Source organism: Neorhizobium sp. IRS_2294, assembly GCF_050500145.1.
GTDB classification, from domain to species: Bacteria; Pseudomonadota; Alphaproteobacteria; order Rhizobiales; family Rhizobiaceae; genus Neorhizobium; species Neorhizobium soli.
This window is the reverse complement of record NZ_CP191440.1, coordinates 232,891-251,465: the sequence shown is the minus strand read 5'-3', so window position 1 is coordinate 251,465 and position 18,575 is coordinate 232,891. Positions and strand designations below refer to the sequence as shown.

The window sequence follows — 18,575 nt, the reverse complement described above, 5'->3', positions numbered from 1 at the left end:
TCACCTCAGGCCCGCGGATTGAGGGCATCGCGGAGACCGTCGCCCAGAAGGTTGAAACCGACGGCGACGATGGCAATCGCCACGCTCGGCCAGATCAGGATGCCGGCCGAAAGATGCATGTAGCGGCGGGCTTCCGATACCATCAGACCCCATTCGGCCGCCGGTGGCTGGGCGCCGAGACCGAGGAAGCTGAGCGTCGCAAACAGCATCACCGCGAAGGACACGCGAATGGTCATCTCTACGATGATCGGCGCGATCACGTTGGGTAGCATTTCGCGGCGGATGATGTAGCCGGCACTTTCGCCCCGCGCGACAGCTGCGTTGACATAGTCCTGCTTGCGCACCGACAGCGCAACGCTGCGGGTGATGCGGGCCATGCCCGGTGCAAACGCGATCGCAACGGCGACCAGCGCATTGACGGTGCTTGATCCGAGAAGGTTGACCACCAGAAGGGCAAACAGCAGGCTTGGTATCGACATGACGGCATCGATGGTGCGCATGATCAGCTCGTCTGCGCGACCGCCGAGAAAGGCGGATGCGGTTCCGATCAGCGCCCCGATCAGGGTGCCGACGATGGTGGCGAGAACCGCCATGACGACGGTGGCCCGCGCTCCGATCAGAAGCCTGCTGAAAATGTCGCGACCATACTGGTCGGTGCCGAGCCAATAGGTGAGGCTCGGACCTTTATATCGGGCAAGAGGCGACAGCTTTTCCGGATCGTGCGGCGCAACCAGAGGGCCGAAGACGACGACCAGGAGCACGAACACGACGAGGAAGATTCCGATCGCGCCCTGCGGCGTCTTCAATAGACGTTTCGTGAAATCAATCATACTGGATCCTCTTGTCGAGCCAGGCATAGAGGATGTCTGCGATGAAATTGACGATCGAATAGGTGGCAGCCATGATCAGCACGCCGGCCTGGATCGCCGGCAAGTCGCGGGCCTGGATGGCGACGATCAGCTGGCGTCCGATGCCCGGAATGGCAAAGATCTCTTCCACGACGATGACGCCGCCCAGAAGATAACCGACATCGAGCGCGACAATGGTGATGGTGGGAAGAAGCGCGTTGCGCAGCGCATGGCGGCGCAGAACCTGTCCACGGGAAATGCCCTTCAGCCGGGCGGCGCGGATATAGTCGGTATGCAGCACGTCCACCAGTTCGGACCGAACCATGCGCGAAACATGGGCAATTAGGATGATCGAGATGACGCAGACGGGCAGGACGAGATGGGCGATCCCGCGGGAAAAGTCCTCGGTCAGCGGCACGTAACCGGTCGGCGGCAGCCACTTCAGCCAGTCGGCGAAGAACAGCACGGCGACAGTTGCCGTCACGAATTCCGGAAGTGCGACGCCCGCATAGGAGATCAGGCTCACCACCATGTCGGCGACCTTGCCGCGGCGGATGGCGGCGATAATGCCGAGCGGGATCGCGAGAACCAGCATCAGGCCGATCGACAGGAAGGCCAGAAGCAGCGAACGACCGAGCGCTTCGAACATGACCGGACCCACCGGTTGGCCGGTGCGCAGAGATGTTCCGAGATCACCCTGAACCACATGCCACAGCCAGGTCAGATACTGCTGCCAGATCGGCGCATTCAGGCCCATGGTTGCGCGCAGCGCGTCCAGCGCTTCCTGGGTCGCGTTTTCGCCCAACATCATGACGGCCGCATCGGCCGGCAGGACCTGGGTTATGGCAAAGACGATCAGCGACACGACGAACAGCGTGTAGACGATCATCACCAGCCGCTTGGCTATGTAATTCGGGGACAGGGTCGTGTTCCTCTGACAAGAGAGCCGGACGCCCGGCGGCGTCCGGCAGGTTTCGAGATCAGCCGCGCTTCGGTGCGTCAGATGTCAGCGAGACATAGTCGAGACGGAACACGGATGCGCGCGGATGCGCCTCGTAACCGGAAACCCAGCTGCGCTTGGCCGAGAGGACGTCGAAGAAGGACGGGATGATCGAGGGAACCTCCTCGTTCATGATCTCTTGCGCCTTGGTGTAGAGCTCGGTCCGCTTGTCGGTGTCGATCGTTCCGCGCGCTTCGTTGACCAGGGCATCGAAGGCCTTGTTGTTCCAGCGCGTCTCGTTCCAGGAGGCATCCGACGTGTAGAGCAGCTTGAAGATGCCGTCAGGGGTGGGCTGCATGTTGTAGAAGCCGACGTAGAACGAACCCTTTTTCCAGACCTGCTCGAGGTAGGTCGCATGCGGCATCGTCTGCACGTTGATGGTGATGCCGACTTCCTTGGCCATTTCCTTCAGCGCGACGGCAAGCTGGGTGCGGACCGCGGGGCGGTCGGAGGCGACAAGGGTGGCTTCAAAACCGTTCGGGAACCCGGCCTCGGCAAGCAGCTTTTTGGCTTCCTCGATGTTCTGCTCGCGCTGCTTGACGCCCTTGAAGAACTGGTAGGAGCCGTTGAGCGGGGTATCGTTACCCTCTGTTCCGAAACCTTCGGTGACGAAACCGACCATTGCTTCCCGGTCGACAGTCAGTGCGATGGCGCGGCGAACGCGCGGATCGTTGAAGGGAGCCGTATCGCAACCGAAATTGATGTTGCAGAACTGGCCGGACGGCGTGCGCAGCACATCGACGCCATCGCTGCCGTCGAGGCGCAGATATTCGGTCGGCTGGATGGTGGAGACGATGTCGACATCGCCAGACATCATCGCGGAACCTTCAGCGGAAATGTCCGGGAAGACCTGCACCTCGACACGGTCGAGATAGGGGCGAGCCGGATCGTAGTATTTCTCGTTGCGCTCGACGACGATCAGGCGATCGGGCTCATAGGAGACCAGCTTGAACGGACCCGTACCGACGGCTTTGGTCGAAAGGCTCTTCAGGTCGCCGGTGGCGATCGATGCCGGAATGATGCGGGCGCTTGTGTAGGCCATGGAGACGGGAAGGTCGGCATAGGCGCCGGTCAGCTTGAACATGACGGTTGCATCGTCGACGGCAACGATATCGGCGATCGGACCGACATTGTTACGGCCGGGAGATGCTGTCGCCGGATCAAGGATTGCCTTGAAGGTTGCGACGACGTCCTTGGCCGTGAAAGGCGAGCCATCGTGGAAGGTAACGCCGGTGCGCAGCTTGAACGTCCACTCGGTCAGCGCCTCGTTCGGCGTCCAGCTTTCGGCCAGATCCGGCTCGACCGACATGTCGACCTTGAGACGGGTGAGGTTGCTGTAGAGCAGCTCGGTCACCAGGTATTCCGGGTTGACGCGGGTCAGAAGCGGGTGGATGACGCTGACGGCCTGGTCGACGGAGATCTTCAGCGTACCGCCCTTGGCCGGTGCTGCGGCCTGGGCAAAGCCCAGCGATGGCGTTGCGAGAATGGCGGCGGTGCCGGCCAGGAAGAAGCGGCGTTTCATTTCCAGCATGTTTATCGTTCCCTTTATGCTTCGATGCTGCTTGGTATGGTTATATGCGACTTTCGGGCATGGCCTCGGCAGCGAAATCCGCCGCGAGATAGGCGAGAATGCTTTTTGCGAGTGCGATGATGTCCTGTCGGGTCGTGTGCTCTTCCGGGCTGTGGATGCAGCTTTCCGGGCGACCGAGGCCACCGAGCAATACTTCAGGGCCAAAGCCGGCCTTCTGGACATAGCCGAAGTCCGAACAGCTGGCGGCGCCCCATTTCTGAAAATCGTTCGGCTTGTATCCGAAGCCGAGCGAAAGCGCCTGTTGCCAGCGCGGCCAGTGCGGGCCATCGGGATCGTCGGTCGGGATCAGATGACCGACAAGATCGACTTTTAGCCCGAGCTCTGTCCCTTCGATGCAATTTCGGATCGTCGCTTCGATCTCGGCGCGTGCGTCCTCATAGCTTTCCTCCGGGGCATATCGACGGCTGACGAGGATCTTCACCTCGGCCGGAACCTGCCCGCCCGCTGTGCCGCCGTTGACGGCGGATATGGTCAGCTGTGGCCGCAGCGGCCCGGTTGCATGCGGCGGCGGCGCGAGCTTGGATGCGCGTTTGGCCACGTCAGGCTTCAGCGCTGCGAGCGCATTCAGAACCGGCAAGGCGCCCTCGATGGCATTCACACCCGCGCCGGTGCGATTGCCCTCGCCGGCATGGACCGCATGGCCGGTAATCGTGACCTGCAGGTTGAAGATCCCGAAGCAGCCCGCCCAGATGCGTGGTGCGGCCGTTCCGTTGAAATTGAGGATATGCCCCTTGAGCATGCCCTGTTCCGCGAGATAGCGGATGCCGGGATACAGACCGCCTTCTTCATCCGTGCACAGGAGCAGCACCGGATCGTAAGCGAGAGAAACGCCGCATTCGCGTGCCGCCCGAAGCGCCAGAAGCGTCGCAGCGATTGTGCCCTTCATGTCGGCAGCACCAAGCCCGAAAAGGTCATCGCCTTCGACCGTCAGCTTCAGCGGATCGCGGCTCCAGCCCGGAGCAACCGGAACCGTATCGACATGATAGTAGAGACCGCAGACAGGCCTGTCCGTTTCGCGCCTTGCAACGAGATTGATGCGTTCGCCGGAAGCCGGTCCGCCCTCGACATACCAGAGGTCGTGAGGCACTGTCACACGCTCGAATTCGAAGCCGAGCGGCATCAGCAACTCGGTCATCAGATCGGCAAACGCGCCATAGCCTTCGCCCGGTGGAAAGGTGGTGTCGACCGCAACCATCCGTGCAAGATCCTGCACGGCCATCTCGACATCGCGGTCAATCGCTGCCATGGCAGACGTCAGGGGCTCAGAAGTGGTGCCTGGTTGCTGTAGGCTCATCTCGGTCGTCCTCCGCATTCCGGCAGCCTTCACAACTCGGCTCATTAATATAAACTATATAGTAATACAGCGTAGATCGGCATCACGTGTCAACTCCAAAGAAGAGGCAATTCATTGCCTGATAATTCAGCAAATGCCGCCCGACTGAGCGATCTGTCCTTGCCTCTCTATGAGGTCGTGAAACGACAGATCACCGAGGCGATCATGATCGGCGCCCTGGAGCCCGGCTCCGTGCTGCCGAGCGAGATTGCCCTAGCGCAAACCTATGGCGTTGCTGTCGGAACGATTCGACGCGCCCTGATGGATCTCACCAACGACGGACTTTTGAGCCGACGCCGCAAGACCGGGACCGTCGTGACCGGACGCAAACCGCAGCACGGATTGCGCCTGTTCTTCCAGTATTTTCGTCTTCACGGGCTGGACGGCTCGCTGAGCAAATCCGTTACCAAGGTCACGTCGCTGGAATTCAGTGAGGCTTCGGACGAAACAGCGGCGAAGCTGCAGATTGAAACGGGCAGGCCGATCGTGCATTTCCACCGCGTCCGCTATATCGACGACCGGCCAATCATGCACGAAACATTGACGCTGCCGCGCGAGCGCGTCCCCGGCTTTCCGCAGAAGCAGGAGGACATCCCGCCGCTCTTTTATCTGCATCTCCTCGAAAACTACGGGATCCGGATTTCGGCGATCCGTGAACAGATCGGCGCGGACCTGGCATCGGAGGATGATGCACGCTGGCTGAACCTGACGCTTCCAGCCGCAGTCATGACGATCGACGAAGTGGCCTACGACCAGATGGCCGTGCCAGTGCTCATCTCTGCGCACCGGGCGACGACTGCGGACCACCGCTACGTCAACGAGATACAGTAAGCGCGCGATCAAGCTTCAACGCTGAAGCGATGAGCTTCGCTACATTAGCGCAACGTCTAGCAAACCAAAACGAGATGGCGAAACCGCCGCGAGCGTGATCCAGGCTCGCGGCGGTAACAGCTTATTTTCAACGGCTTGGTGCCTATTGTTAACTCAGAATTCTTCCCAGTCCGCAACCGCCAGGGCAGCGGAAGACGAGGCGTTAGCGATCTTGCGCGGCATTGCGACGGCTGCAGGGCGATCCGAAATGGGCTGTGCGACCGGTCTTGAAGCGACGGGGCGATGGGCGATCGGATTGCGCTTCTGCAATGTCTGGGCCGGGGCCCGATCGGTGTCGAAATTGAACTGTTCGAGCAACTGGAACAGCGCGGCCGCTTCCCTTGCCATTTCATGGCTCGCAGCTGTCTGCTGCTCGACCATGGCGGCGTTCTGCTGTGTGCCCTGATCGACCGTGTTGATCGCACGGTTGATTTCGGTCAGCGCGGTGGACTGTTCGCGTGAGGTTTCGACGATCGCGGTGATGTCGCCGTTAATACCTTCGACATGGGTTGCGATCTCGCGAAGGGCGGCGCCTGCCTTCGTGACAAGCGAGACGCCGTTTCCGACATGCGTGCTGGAGGCCGTGATGAGTGTCTTGATTTCCTTGGCCGCTGTCGCAGAGCGCTGCGCGAGTTCCCGCACTTCCTGCGCAACGACGGCAAAGCCTTTTCCGGCCTCCCCTGCGCGCGCCGCTTCAACACCGGCGTTCAGCGCCAACAGGTTTGTCTGGAAGGCGATTTCGTCGATCACGCCGATGATGTTCGAGATTGCCTTCGACGACGCTTCGATCTGGTCCATGGCACCAATCGCTTCACGCACCACGTCACCGGAATGGTTGGCATGCTCCTTCGTGCGGGCAACCAGTTGGCCGGCTTCCTCGGCACGTCGGCTGGAATCCTTCACGGTCGTGGTGATCTCTTCCAGAGCAGCTGCGGTCTGCTCGACCGAAGCGGCTTGCTGTTCAGTCCGCTTCGCCAGATCGTCCGCCGATGTGCGAACCTCATTGGAACCGGCCGAAATAGCCTTCGCGTTTTCGGCAACCATCACCATGGCCTGCTTCAGCTTCTGCGACGCCGCATTGAAGTCGGTCCGCAAGCGCTCCAGTGATGGAATAAACGGCTTTGCAATTTGCTGCGAAAGGTCACCGTCGGCGAAACGCGTCAGGCCTTCTGCGAGGCGCTCGACGTTCTCGACTCGGCCGGTAACATCGGTGGCAAACTTGGCGACCTTGATGACCTTGCCACTGGGATCGAAAACGGGGTTGTAGGAAGCCTGGATGTAAACGCTACGGCCGTCCTTGCTGATGCGGCGGAACTCGTCGGCAACATATTCGCCGCCGCGAAGGCGCTCCCACAACTGCGTGTATTGCGGGGATGCCGCTTCGGTCGGGTCCATAAAGATCCGGTGATGCTTACCCACGATCTCGTTCAAGGAATATCCGAGCGCCGACAGGAAGTTGTCGTTGGCGGTAAGGATTTCACCCTGGGGCGTGAATTCGATGGTTGCCTGCGCGCGGGAAACAGCTGAAAGTTTGGCTGCGCTGTCGAGCCCATTCATCTTTGTTTCGCTGATGTCGTTGGCAAACTTGATGATCTTCAAGACCTTGCCGCTGCCATTCTTCACCGGATTATAATTGCCGCGGATCCAGATTTCCTGGCCGTTTTTCGCAATGCGCTTGAATTCGCTGCACTCGAACGTGCCGCCCTTAAGCTTGCTCCAGAAGGCTTTGTATTCAGGCGTTGCAGCGTAATCTCCGTCGACAAAGATCCGGTGATGCTGACCGATAATCTCCTGCTCGCTATATCCCATCAGATCGCAGAAGTTTGTATTGGCTCGCAATATGCGTCCTTCGGTATCGAACTCGATGATCGCGAAGGACAGGTCTAAGGCCGAAAGAATTTGATTAGAGTTTGCGCCGAAAAAATCGAACATTACGAAGCCTTGCAATACAGGTGATTGGTCAACCTTCATCGCAAACAATTGTTAAATTAGTAATTAAGACTTGGCAAAAAACAAGAATAAGCCTTTGTAAAAATACATTTAAGCGTTGATCAATAATATATTCCTATTACCTAATCTAGGTTGGGTAGTCTCACGTTCAGGTGGCCGGAAGTAGAGGCGAGCATCCTGCGCGGCGTGCCCTTCCTGCCGCCATCAGTCCATCTTTAGCAATCGATAACCCTCTCTCGACAAACAGTCACGTTCCTGGGCTTGGCATCCATTGCCTGGAAACGTTTGCGGTTTACCTCTCGGTCAACTCCGAACGGTAACCGACCATGAACGCTGTGACGTCTATCCTCCACACATTGGAACCTCATCCGTTTCAGCTTCTCAACACCGAGAAAATACTAGAGATGTTGCCGCGCCCGGTCTTGGTTGTCGGATCCGATGGTCTCGTCGTCTACGCCAACAAGGCGAGCGAAGTCTCATTCGGCGCATTTCCCGGGAGCGCCGTCCACGCGCTTTTTACGGGCTTGGGCACAGACCTGCCCGACACCAGCTGCGCCCCGGTTTCAGTCACGTCCATCCATAGCGGTGAGAGCTTCGATGCCGCGTTCGTCTCTTTCGACGACGGGCAGTATCTCGTTGACCTGCGACCTGCATCGCAGAACCAGGGCATCGCCATCAAGACCGATGTCGACGAACTGACGGGCCTTGCCAAGCGGAACGCCTTGCTGTCGCACCTGTCGTCCGCTTTGAGCAACGGTTTTAAATCTTCATCGATCGCCGTCCACTGCCTCGATCTTGACCGCTTCAAGATGGTCAACGACACGCTGGGACATGCAACAGGCGACCTTCTTTTGAAAAAGGTGGCCGACCGCCTCAAGGCCGCGTGCCGCAAAAGCGATGTCGTTGCGCGTCTTGGCGGGGACGAGTTCGTGATCCTCCAGCAAGATGTCGATGATCTTGCTGCGGCCGAAAAACTCGCTTCGCGGATCGTGGACCTTGTCGGCCGCACCTATGTTCTGAACGGTCACACAATCAATATCGGCGCAAGCGTCGGGGTCGCCTTTGGCGCTGATGCGCTCCAGCCAGACGACCTGCTCCGCAACGGTGATCTTGCTCTCTATGAGGCAAAGAAGGCCGGGCGTGGACGTTACCGCATGTTCGAAAGTGGGATGGACGCTCTACTCCTCGGACGTCGGGAAATGGAGATCGATCTCCGCCGCGCGCTGGCCCTGAAGCAGTTCAAGCTGAACTATCAGCCGTTCCTCGATGTCTCGACCAAACGCGTGGATGGCTTTGAGGCCCTGCTCCGCTGGGAACATCCCGTCAAAGGCAACATCCCGCCTCTTTCCTTTATCTCGCTTGCAGAGGAAAACGGCCTGATCGTCAAGATCGGCGAATGGGTTTTGCGCGCAGCCTGCTTGGAGGCCATGTCCTGGCCGAATGATATGATTGTCGCCGTCAACGTCTCGCCGCTTCAGTTCAAAGCGGACACACTGATGGAAACGGTCGCATCGGCGCTAAGGCACTCGGGATTGCCAGCCCATCGCCTGGAAATCGAAATTACCGAGGGCGCCCTACTCGATGACACAGATAACGTCATCCAGACGCTGAATGCCATGCGCGCACTTGGCGTCAGAATCTCCATGGACGATTTCGGCACTGGCTATTCGTCCTTGAGCTACCTGCAGAAGTTTCCGTTCAACAAACTGAAGATCGATCGCTCGTTTGTTGCCTGTGACGACGCAGACAGCGAGGCGATCCTGCGATCAATCGCAAGTCTCGGGACGAGCCTCGGGATGTCGATCACGGCTGAAGGCGTCGAGACGGCGGAACAGTTGGCGCGCATTCGTGGCGAACGCTGCACCCATGTGCAGGGCTATCTGACGGGACGGCCGATGGGCACGGATCAGATTCCGGCGTTCCTGGCACAACACATTTTATAAAGGGGAACTGATAATGGATAACAGCTTGTATCGCCTGGTCTACTACAGCCGCAACCAGATCGGCGACGATGGCGCGGCGTTTAGCTCAAACGTCGACGAGATCCTGGCGAAAAGTCGGGTGAACAATCTGCGTGACGAGATCACCGGGGCGCTTCTGTTCAACGCGGGCTGCTTCGCCCAGGTTCTGGAAGGTCCGCTCGAGCGGGTGGAAGCCGCATTCGAGCGCATCCAGCAGGACGAACGCCACGGCGAAGTTTCGCTGCTGGCCGTGGACCCGATCAGCCATCGGTATTTCCCGAACTGGGCAATGGGTTTTATCGGGACATCCGAAGCCCACGCAAAGCGCTTCGCCGACGTCGGCTCGTCAAGCGGTTTCGATCCGTCGCGGCTAAGCGGCGAGCAGATCCACACCCTGTTGCGAGACCTCGCAATCGAAGAAGAGGCCGCCTGATTCCAGTACGGCCTCCTCCTTCAAAGACATCGCTTACTGCGGAGCGTTGCAGCGGGGCGTGATCGGACGAAGCCTTACTTCTTCGCAGGATCGACCTTCTGCTGGTAGCGACCCACGATCTCACCCTTGCCGATCACATGACCGGCCACTGCGGCGAGAAGAGCATCCCGGTCGGATGTCGGGGGAAGAGCCAGCATCTCGTCGAGCGCAAGAACCTGGAAGTGATAGTGATGCGCCTGGTCGCCGGCCGGCGGCTTCGGTCCGAAATAGCCGTGACTGCCGGATGTGTTGCGGCCCTGAAGGACGCCTTCCGGTTCGACGAGGCGGAGCTGTTCCTGCAACCCTTCCGGCAGGGACGTCACCGTCGCCGGGATATTCCATGCCAGCCAGTGAACAAACGGCTTGGTCGGTGAGGAGCCTGGATCCTCTACGATGATCGCGTAGGACGCAGCCTTCGGGACGGTCTTCCAGCTGATCGCCGGTGAGACACTCTCGGCATATTCGCTATGACGCTGCGGCATAAGTTCGTCGTTGTCAAAAGACGAGGACGAGACGGATACGCTGCCTTCCGTCTTGGTCTCCGGGCGATCCATGGCAAGTGGCACATCGATACCTTTGGCGGCCTGCGCCTTCATAGGTTCAGCGGGCGCAGCGGGCTGCGCTTGTGCCTTTTGCGCGTCGCCGGTGTAAGCCACCCTGTAGATGACACCGTTTGCATCGTCGGCCATCAGCAAGGCGCCATCCTTGGCGACGGCCAGTCCGACCGGTCGTGCGAAATGCGTCTTGCCACCATCGCTTAGGAAGCCGGTGACGAAAGGTTCGAAGGATTTCGGCTTGCCGTTTTCGAAGTGAATGCGAACAATCTCGTATCCGGATGCCGGGTTACGATTCCAGGATCCGCGCATGGTTGCAAACGCATCGCCCGAGAACTCGGCCGGAAACGACGTTCCGCTGTAGAATTTCATCTGCATGGGGGCTGCGTGTGCCGTGTAGCCGAGTTTCATCGGATCGCTCTGCGCCTTCCACTCCTCCTTGGTCACGCCGCCGACCGGTGTTGACTGCGGATAGATGTCGCCTGCTCCGTAAACATGCGGCCAGCCATATTGCTTTCCCTGTTCGATGAGGTTGAGCTCTTCTGCCTGCACCTCATCACCGAGGAGATCGATGCCATGGTCGAGCCCCCAAAGTTCACCGGTCTCGCGGTTCCAGTCGTAGCCGATCGTGTTGCGAAGGCCGGACGCGAAGATGGTGCGGCTCTTGCCATCAGGGGTCGCCCGGAGCACCGTTGCGTTTTCGGCATTGCTTTCGTTGCAGGCGTTACAGGTGGAACCGACGCTGATGTAGAGCATGCCATCAGGACCGAACTCCATGACGCGGTTGGGATGCTGTCCGGAATCCGGCAGATCGCCAATGATCATTTCAAGTGGCCCGAGCGTGCCGTCGTCCTTGATGTCCGCGACGAACACCTCTTTGACCGTGACGAGATACAGCCTGTTATCCTTGATTGCCAGACCGTGGGCCTGCGCACGCGCTGCCACTTTCACCGGAGCGCCGTCGGCCTTGCCGTCGCCGTTCTCGTCCTTCAGCAGCAGCACGTCGCCTTCCTCGCGGCGGCTGACATAGATATAGCCCTTATCCGACACGGCGATGATGCGGCTGTTTCCGAGACCCTGGGCGAAAGGCTCAACGGTGAAACCTTCCGGCGCCTTCAAGGTGGCGATCCGTTCCGCGGTTGCCGGAATCTTGTTCGGCTTGAACACGTTGGTCGTGATCTGGACTTCGGTTCCATCGCCCTGCTGTGCATAGGCTGCGCTGCTCAAGAATACCGCGGTCGCGACCGACGCGACGCCAAGAAGTCCAAATTTCATCACTGTATCTCTCTCGTTGACTCGCCCCGTAACCAGCAACCGGAGCCATAGTTCCTCCACCGAGACGCGAAGCGAGAGCACAGCCGTGGTTTGAGACGTCAAATCGAACGAGAACGTAGCGTCACGCTTTCGGTGGCTTTGGCAAAGGGTTGCCAAACAGATCAACCGGGTCGGGAACCGCTGACGCGCTCGCCTTCTGGTCGTCGGATAGTCTGCCACCAAATGAGCGTGAACTGTTCGGCCTTCCGGCCCACAGCACCATTTCGATCTTTTCTCCGGCCTTGATATCTCTGTGAGCGATGAAATAGCCGCGGTGGTCCGGTGCGCGCTCGTGGCCGGCTTTTTCATTTTCGAATAGGCTGACATCGCCGGGCTTTGCCTCGTAGCGCATCGTGACGTCCCTCTTGTCTTGTCGTTACCGGTCCCATGGCGGGATAAATCTGCGGTCGTTATAGGCGGACAGGAAACCGGAATGGATGGGGTCGAGCCAGTTCTCGTCTTTCAAAAAGACAAGGGCGTCATGAACGAGACCGCCACCCGATGCCTGAACCTTGAGCATTGCCCGGAAACTTCCCTCTTCACCAACGTCTTCCAGCTTATCCAGAACCGGCAGATCGTCTTCAGGGACTTCAAACAACTCCCCTGTCACCTGCAAACCGGTTCCCGGTTGTTCGAGCATCATCGGCCCGTAGAATGGTGCTGCTATCAACAGGGGGTAGGGCTCGACCGTCACTACATCCCCGATATATTCCGAATTCCCAAGCCCCTTATCATGAAGCGCAAAGCCTCTTTTCAGGGTGCCGTAAATGAACACTTTCACATGGTTCTCCTATCCGTGAGGTCGAATAACCCGCTCGACATCGACCTGTTCCGTGCAAGGCAACGCGGCATCCGGTCGCTGATGTCTCACCGCCATAGCGGCCTGACCGCGTGAAGAGAAAACGCAAAGTTCGAAGGGAACAGGGCGCGACAAACTAAGTTCTTGCTGCCTGATAAAATTGCAGACGCGAGAATGGCAGGTTCATGTGAGTATCGTTGAGTCCCGAAATGAAAACGCCCCCTCTCCCCTCCCCGCATCCGAACAGACCCCGCATCTGAAACTTCCGCCGGGTTTGGTGGCAACCCGGCTTGAGGCATCGCTCCGGAGCTCCGGTCGTTCGCTCTGCTACGTGGCATTGAGCGAAAATGCTGCGCAAAAAATAGCGGATGCCATGGCAGCGCTCTTTCCCTCGGTCCAATTCATTGTTCTGCCGCCTTGGGACTGCCTTCCCTATGATCGGGTTCCGCCCTCGCGGCACTGCATGGGTCGACGCATGGACGCATTGCGGATATGGGCCAGGCCAAGCGACACGCCGCGACTGCTGCTGACATCGATCGACGCGACGCTGCAGCGCATTCCGCCGGCGGGGGTCATCGCCGATGGCCAGATCGAACTGGTGGTCGGCCATCCATTCGATCGCGAGGCATTCCTGAATTTCGTCAGACGATCAGGCTATGTGGAAGAGGGTGTTGCCGACGATCCCGGCGAACTGGCGGTGCGCGACGGGATGATCGACATCTATCCCGCCGGCGCCCCGGGCCCAATGCGCATCGTCCTGTCGGAAGACGATCACGTGACCGAATTGCGTGGGTTTGACCGCGTCTCGCAGCGAACCGAGAGCTACCTTGAACGGTTGAGCTTCGGTCCGGCATCCGAAGCCATACTCGCAGACCTCATTCCGGAAGCCCCTGCTCCAAAATCTGAGACGATGGAGCGCCAGCTTTCCCGCCTTTACCCGGACATGGTGACGGTTTTCGATATCCTCGGCAATGCCGCTTTGACTGCGGCTCCGGGCGCAGCAGACCGGGTCGTACGGAATCTGGAAATCATCGACGACGCCCGCCAGTCCCGCACGGAATTCGGTAAGACCGGAACATCCTCTCCTTGCTCGTTCTATCTTGACAGCGAGGAGTGGGAACAGCGCTTCACCGGCGTGCAGACCAGCGCACTGGATCTCGAACAAGGGGGTGACCTGCCTTCCGGGGCGTCGGATGCGGACCCGCGCAAGGCACTGGTCAAATTTGCACAGGAACGCCTGGGCGATGGAATGAAGGTTGTAATTTCCGGGCATGGCAAGGCATCAGAGGCGCTTTGCCGCCGTGTCGCGAAAGCAACTGGTGTATCGCCTCGGTTCGTCGACAGCTGGACGCAGGTGATGGACGCCGAATCCGGCGCGCTTTTGAAGCTCGCCTGCGCCCTCGATCACGGGTTCCTCGACGTCGCGCAAAATGTTGCTGTGATCGCCGCAGGCGACGAAGACCGACATGTTTCAAGTGCAACTTCCTTTCTTGGCGAACCAGATCTTCGGATCGGCGACGTCGTCGTCCACGAAGATCACGGCATTGGAATTTTGAAAGATCTGGAAAGCATCGCCGTTGCAGGCGTCGCGCGTGACGCTGCCCGTCTGGAATATCGCGAAGGTGCTTCCGTGCTTGTTCCGATGGAAGAATTCGGAAAGCTGTGGCGCTACGGTTCCGAACCCGAGGCGGTCTCGCTCGATCGTCTTCACACCGACGCCTGGCAAAAGAAGCACGAGAAGATTGTCGCGGATATCAAATCGACGGCGCGTCATTTTTCGACCATCGCAAAGCACAGGCAGGCCTCGCCGGCCGAGACGTTCATTCCTCCCCGCGCCGAATTTTCAGCCTTCACCCGACGGTTCCCTTTCGCCGAAACACCAGATCAGGCCGAAGCCATCAAGGCCACGCTTTCCGATCTCGCGTCCGGGCATGCCATGAACCGCCTTGTCTGCGGCGATGTCGGCTTCGGCAAGACAGAGATCGCACTGCGCGCCGCAGCAGCGGTAGCACTTGCGGGCGGCCAGGTGGTCGTCATCGCCCCAACGACTGTTCTCACACGTCAGCATTTCGCCACCTTCAAGCGACGCTTCGAAGGAACAGGCATCTCTGTCGGAATGTTGTCACGGCTCGTCAAGCCAAGCGAGGCGAAGCAGGTCAAGGCGGCGTTGGCCGAGGGTGAAATCGACGTTATCGTCGCGACCCATGCGATCCTTGCAAAAGACGTGCGCTTTGCGCATCTCGGGCTTTTGATCGTGGATGAGGAACATCGGTTCGGGCTCAAGGATAAACGGGCCATGAGCGCGCTCGCGCCGACCCTCCACACGCTCGCCATGTCGGCAACACCTATCCCACGCACCTTGCAGTCGGCAATGGTCGGAGTTCAGGAGGTCAGCCTCCTGACGACTCCGCCCGCCCGGCGCCGACCCGTTCGCACATCGCTTGCAGCATTCGACAACGCATCGATGCGCACCGGATTGATGCGCGAATACCGCCGGGGCGGACAAAGCTTCGTCGTGGTGCCGCGCATAGAGGATATCGAAGCCGTCGAGGCGATCCTGCGCAAGATTGTTCCCGAGCTCTTGGTTAAGGTCGCGCATGGCAAGATGCCGGCGGCGACGATCGACGAAGCGATCGTCGGTTTCGCGGACGGCGATGGCGATGTCCTTCTCGCCACCAACATTATTGAAAACGGCCTCGATGTGCCGCGCGCCAATACGATGTTCATCTGGAATGCGGAGCGGTTCGGTTTGGCCCAGCTGCACCAGTTGCGTGGACGGGTCGGCCGTGGAGGCGCGCAGGGCATGACCACGCTTCTGACGGAAGAAGGTGCAGAACTGCCCGAGGAAACGCGCTTGCGGCTTTTGACACTCGTAGAGAACGACCGCCTGGGCGCCGGGCTTGCGATCAGTCTGCGCGATCTCGATCTGCGCGGCGGGGGCGACATCGCCGGCGAGGATCAGGCTGGGCATATGAAGGTCATCGGCATTGGCCTTTACCAGAAGCTCCTCGCGCGTGCCGTCGCGAAACTGGGAAAACGACTTTCGGCCACCAGAAAGCGCGCAATCCTGCATCTCGACGTCGCGGGCACGATACCGGCGGATTACGTGCCGGATCCGGCTGTCAGGCTCAATCTCTATGCCAGACTTCTGCGGGCATCCTCACAGCGCGACGTGAATGATCTGGAAGAAGAGTTCGAGGATCGCTTCGGCGAATTGCCGCAGGAGACGCTGCTGTTGTTGCGCACAACCAGGCTGCAGCTTGCAGCAGGCCATCTCGGTATCGCCAAACTCGAAGCCGGACCGAAGGCGATTGCGATGACCATTGCCAAGATGCCGGCAAGGGTGATTTCGGCCCTGACGAAGAAGATTGCGGCAATCCGGCGGGAAGACCGGCTGATATTTGAGACGGTCGCCCAGACCTGCGACGAGCAGCTGAAGTTCTTCGAGCGACTCATTCTGGCGGCGCGAAGGCCTTGAGGCTTTACGGTTTGACTTGATCGACGATAGCGCGGGCCCGTACTGTGGGCCCGCGAATTTTTGTCAGAACCCCGCGTCGGAGGCTGACGATCTGTCAGTCTCGCGGAGCGCCTCCTGTCCCCGCATATCGCGCCTCTGATGCCTCAACGTGCTCGTCACGTTTGTTGTCCGCATACGCCGTGCTTTCACCGGTGTTGCCAAACTTGTCCCTTATCCCGTCGGACATTACGTACCTTTCTAGTTGCTGATTGACGGAACACCCCGAACAAGCCAAGAACAAGCAACGCCGCGGGAACCCACTTGGAATGAAGCCCTTACGTATGCAATTGTTCGAGATGAGCGACCACGTCCGCGCTTCCCCGGGAAAGCGCTGGGGAGTGGCGGTTGCAGCGTTCGGGCTTGCGCTCTACGCGCGGTTTCTATGCGACCATCTCCTGCCGCCGGGCTTCCCGTATCTGACCTTCTTCCCCGCGGTAATCCTGACGACGTTTCTGGCGGGCGTCTGGCCCGGGGCCGTTTGCGCCGTGGCCTGTGGCGTGGCTGCCTGGTACTGGTTTATACCGCCGTTTGCGATGTTCGAGATCAACGGGTCGGTCCTCGTGGCTTTGACCTTCTACGCGTGCGTGGTCATCGTGGACATCCTGCTGATCCAGGTCATGCACAAGGCGGTTGATGATCTTCAGGAAGAACGTCTGCGCAGCGAAGATCTGGTGCGCGAACAACAGCGCCTTCTTGCCGAGCAAAAGGAACGGGAGCGCCAACAGCGTGTGTTGCAGCGCGAATTGTCCCACCGAATGAAGAACACGCTGGCGATGGTTCAAGCCGTCGTATCCCAGAGCCTTCGCAATGCGACAGACGTGAAGCTTGCCGGTGAAATGGCGTCGGCCCGCATCGACGCACTCGCCCGGGCACAGGATACGCTGACGGCAACGAACTGGTCCGCAGCAGATGTCGAGACGATTGTACGGACATCCGTCGAACCGCACCAGGACAGCCCCGACCGCTTCGATATCTTCGGGCCTCCGATGGTGCTCGAAGCACAACCTTCCATGGGTTTGGCACTGGCAATCCATGAACTTGCGACGAATGCCACCAAATATGGCGCGCTCAGCACGGCCGGCGGCAAGGTCGAGATCCGCTGGACGGCGCCCGGCGAAAACGGCTTTGCCTTCACATGGATCGAAAGCAAGGGGCCGGCCGTGAGCGAACCGACGCGGCGCGGCTTTGGCTCCCGCCTGATGGAGCGCGTTGTGCCGACCTATTTCAACGGCGTCGCCAACGTGGACTACCGCGCGGATGGATTGTACTACCGCATCGAAGGCGAACTTCTTCCGAAAGAGCGCCAGCCTCTTCAGAGCTGAAGCAATATGCGCCCCTGACCGGTTGCGACAACGACGACCATCGACACAATCACTATTCGAAAATCATATATTTCTAGTTCGATTATAATAATTAATTATATTGCAGCGCAGCAGGTTCGGTGGAACACTGGCGTCAACAAGGGCCAAAGGCCTGGAGCCGCCAGTAGGAGAACATCGATGAAACCATCTATCAGGGCCGGCTTTGTCGGCTTAGCTACTCTGCTTGCCTGCACGCCAGCCTACTCCCTCGGAGACACGATCAAGACCGCGATCGACGCGACCTTCGCGCCGCACGCGATGCCAACCCTCGACGGCAAGATAGAGGGTTTCAACGTCGATATGGCAAACCTGATCGGCGAACGGTTGGGCAAGAAAGTCGATCTGACCGGAGCGCAGTTCTCCGGCCTCATCCCAGCACTTCAGGCCGGCACCTATGACTTCCTTGTCGCACCGGTCACCGTGAACAAGGAGCGCGCCGCGAACCTTCTCTTCACCGAAGGCTTCATGGACACCAATTTCGGCTTCGTCGTGCCGGCCAATGCGCCTGAATACAAGACGCTGGAAGACTTCAAGGGCATGACGATCGCCGTCAACAAGGGCTCTGCCTATGACAGCTTCCTGCGGGAGAAGGAAAAGGAATTCGGCTGGAAGGTCGAAAGCTACGGTACCAATACCGACGCCGTGGCAGCCGTCATTGCTGGACGCGCCGATGCCAACCTTGCCGGCAACACTGCCGCTGCATGGGCGGTCAAGAAGAACCCACGCCTGAAACTCTCCTTCGAATACGAGACAGGCCTTGTTTGGGCGCTGTCCTTCCGCAAAGGCGACGAGACGAACCGTGATCTCGTCGATCGTGCGATGGAATGCCTGAAGCTCGACGGCTCGATGGCGAAGCTTTCGGTCAAATGGTTCGGCGTCACGCCGGAAGCTGGCACCACGATCGTCACCCCGACCAAGGGTTTCGGGACGCCAGGCTTCGATGGTTACAAGGACGATGACCACAAGGCCTCCTGCGATAACCTGAAGTAACGATCTGCAGCACGG

General features: G+C 59.4%; 14 protein-coding genes. 6 read left to right on the top strand and 8 right to left on the bottom strand.

What is annotated here, in order from left to right:
* Window positions 1–5: 5 nt before the first annotated feature.
* The 4 genes from ACQY1K_RS18440 to ACQY1K_RS18425 are packed head-to-tail and all read right to left on the bottom strand — an operon-like array spanning window position 6 to window position 4,685.
* Complete coding sequence (locus tag ACQY1K_RS18440; RefSeq protein WP_062459577.1) at window positions 6–830, bottom strand: ABC transporter permease; 825 nt, start codon at window positions 828–830, stop codon at window positions 6–8.
* Entirely contained in the window at window positions 823–1,770 is a 948-nt protein-coding gene (locus ACQY1K_RS18435) for an ABC transporter permease (RefSeq protein ID WP_092663122.1), read from the bottom strand. The genes ACQY1K_RS18440 and ACQY1K_RS18435 overlap by 8 nt, the downstream gene beginning before the upstream one ends.
* Window positions 1,771–1,828: 58 nt before the next feature.
* Window positions 1,829–3,379 (bottom strand): ABC transporter substrate-binding protein, encoded by a 1,551-nt coding sequence (locus ACQY1K_RS18430; RefSeq protein WP_430260124.1) that lies wholly within the window; start codon window positions 3,377–3,379, stop codon window positions 1,829–1,831.
* A 40-nt stretch (window positions 3,380–3,419) separates the two neighbouring features.
* Entirely contained in the window at window positions 3,420–4,685 is a 1,266-nt protein-coding gene (locus tag ACQY1K_RS18425) for a M20 family metallopeptidase (protein ID WP_430260122.1), read from the bottom strand.
* A 162-nt stretch (window positions 4,686–4,847) separates the two neighbouring features.
* Between ACQY1K_RS18425 and ACQY1K_RS18420 the strand changes: the two genes are divergently transcribed.
* On the top strand, window positions 4,848–5,603 hold the full coding sequence (locus ACQY1K_RS18420) for a GntR family transcriptional regulator (protein ID WP_430260120.1): 756 nt from the start codon (window positions 4,848–4,850) through the stop codon (window positions 5,601–5,603).
* Between the two features lie 153 nt (window positions 5,604–5,756).
* Here ACQY1K_RS18420 and ACQY1K_RS18415 read toward each other — a convergent pair whose 3' ends face one another.
* Entirely contained in the window at window positions 5,757–7,574 is a 1,818-nt protein-coding gene (locus tag ACQY1K_RS18415; RefSeq protein WP_430260118.1) for a methyl-accepting chemotaxis protein, read from the bottom strand.
* A 422-nt stretch (window positions 7,575–7,996) separates the two neighbouring features.
* Between ACQY1K_RS18415 and ACQY1K_RS18410 the strand changes: the two genes are divergently transcribed.
* Window positions 7,997–9,535, top strand: a complete 1,539-nt coding sequence (locus tag ACQY1K_RS18410) for a putative bifunctional diguanylate cyclase/phosphodiesterase (protein ID WP_430260116.1) — start codon at window positions 7,997–7,999, stop codon at window positions 9,533–9,535.
* A gap of 13 nt (window positions 9,536–9,548) precedes the next feature.
* Window positions 9,549–9,986, top strand: a complete 438-nt coding sequence (locus tag ACQY1K_RS18405; protein ID WP_062459555.1) for a BLUF domain-containing protein — start codon at window positions 9,549–9,551, stop codon at window positions 9,984–9,986.
* 74 nt (window positions 9,987–10,060) lie between these two features.
* Here ACQY1K_RS18405 and ACQY1K_RS18400 read toward each other — a convergent pair whose 3' ends face one another.
* The 3 genes from ACQY1K_RS18400 to ACQY1K_RS18390 all read right to left on the bottom strand — a co-directional run bounded on the left by ACQY1K_RS18400 (window position 10,061) and on the right by ACQY1K_RS18390 (window position 12,674).
* Window positions 10,061–11,854: a YbhB/YbcL family Raf kinase inhibitor-like protein gene (locus tag ACQY1K_RS18400; protein ID WP_430260114.1), complete on the bottom strand. Its 1,794-nt coding sequence runs from the start codon at window positions 11,852–11,854 to the stop codon at window positions 10,061–10,063.
* Window positions 11,855–11,975: 121 nt separating this feature from the next.
* Window positions 11,976–12,245, bottom strand: coding sequence for a hypothetical protein (locus tag ACQY1K_RS18395; RefSeq protein WP_092663136.1), 270 nt, complete (start codon window positions 12,243–12,245; stop codon window positions 11,976–11,978).
* A 24-nt stretch (window positions 12,246–12,269) separates the two neighbouring features.
* Window positions 12,270–12,674, bottom strand: coding sequence for a gamma-glutamylcyclotransferase family protein (locus ACQY1K_RS18390; RefSeq protein WP_325264835.1), 405 nt, complete (start codon window positions 12,672–12,674; stop codon window positions 12,270–12,272).
* A 493-nt stretch (window positions 12,675–13,167) separates the two neighbouring features.
* Here ACQY1K_RS18390 and ACQY1K_RS18385 point away from each other — a divergent pair, with 493 nt between their 5' ends.
* The 3 genes from ACQY1K_RS18385 (at window position 13,168) to ACQY1K_RS18375 (ending at window position 18,560) form a co-directional block, all read left to right on the top strand.
* Window positions 13,168–16,170, top strand: a complete 3,003-nt coding sequence (locus ACQY1K_RS18385) for a DEAD/DEAH box helicase (protein WP_430260112.1) — start codon at window positions 13,168–13,170, stop codon at window positions 16,168–16,170.
* 305 nt (window positions 16,171–16,475) lie between these two features.
* Window positions 16,476–17,531 carry a sensor histidine kinase gene (locus ACQY1K_RS18380; RefSeq protein ID WP_430260110.1) on the top strand — a complete coding sequence of 352 codons (1,056 nt, stop codon included), beginning with the start codon at window positions 16,476–16,478 and terminating at the stop codon, window positions 17,529–17,531.
* Window positions 17,532–17,708: 177 nt separating this feature from the next.
* Complete coding sequence (locus ACQY1K_RS18375; RefSeq protein ID WP_430260108.1) at window positions 17,709–18,560, top strand: transporter substrate-binding domain-containing protein; 852 nt, start codon at window positions 17,709–17,711, stop codon at window positions 18,558–18,560.
* Window positions 18,561–18,575 lie beyond the last annotated feature (15 nt).

What these genes read in the sequence shown, in the direction of transcription:
- ACQY1K_RS18425 (WP_430260122.1), bottom strand. Translation starts at nt 4,685, where the DNA reads ATGGCAGCGATTGACCGCGATGTCGAGATGGCCGTGCAGGATCTTGCA.
- ACQY1K_RS18440 (WP_062459577.1), bottom strand. Translation starts at nt 830, where the DNA reads ATGATTGATTTCACGAAACGTCTATTGAAGACGCCGCAGGGCGCGATC.
- ACQY1K_RS18410 (WP_430260116.1), top strand. Translation starts at nt 7,997, where the DNA reads ATGTTGCCGCGCCCGGTCTTGGTTGTCGGATCCGATGGTCTCGTCGTC.
- ACQY1K_RS18395 (WP_092663136.1), bottom strand. Translation starts at nt 12,245, where the DNA reads ATGCGCTACGAGGCAAAGCCCGGCGATGTCAGCCTATTCGAAAATGAA.
- ACQY1K_RS18385 (WP_430260112.1), top strand. Translation starts at nt 13,168, where the DNA reads ATGGACGCATTGCGGATATGGGCCAGGCCAAGCGACACGCCGCGACTG.
- ACQY1K_RS18415 (WP_430260118.1), bottom strand. Translation starts at nt 7,574, where the DNA reads ATGTTCGATTTTTTCGGCGCAAACTCTAATCAAATTCTTTCGGCCTTA.
- ACQY1K_RS18400 (WP_430260114.1), bottom strand. Translation starts at nt 11,854, where the DNA reads ATGAAATTTGGACTTCTTGGCGTCGCGTCGGTCGCGACCGCGGTATTC.
- ACQY1K_RS18405 (WP_062459555.1), top strand. Translation starts at nt 9,549, where the DNA reads ATGGATAACAGCTTGTATCGCCTGGTCTACTACAGCCGCAACCAGATC.
- ACQY1K_RS18430 (WP_430260124.1), bottom strand. Translation starts at nt 3,379, where the DNA reads ATGCTGGAAATGAAACGCCGCTTCTTCCTGGCCGGCACCGCCGCCATT.
- ACQY1K_RS18380 (WP_430260110.1), top strand. Translation starts at nt 16,476, where the DNA reads ATGAAGCCCTTACGTATGCAATTGTTCGAGATGAGCGACCACGTCCGC.
- ACQY1K_RS18375 (WP_430260108.1), top strand. Translation starts at nt 17,709, where the DNA reads ATGAAACCATCTATCAGGGCCGGCTTTGTCGGCTTAGCTACTCTGCTT.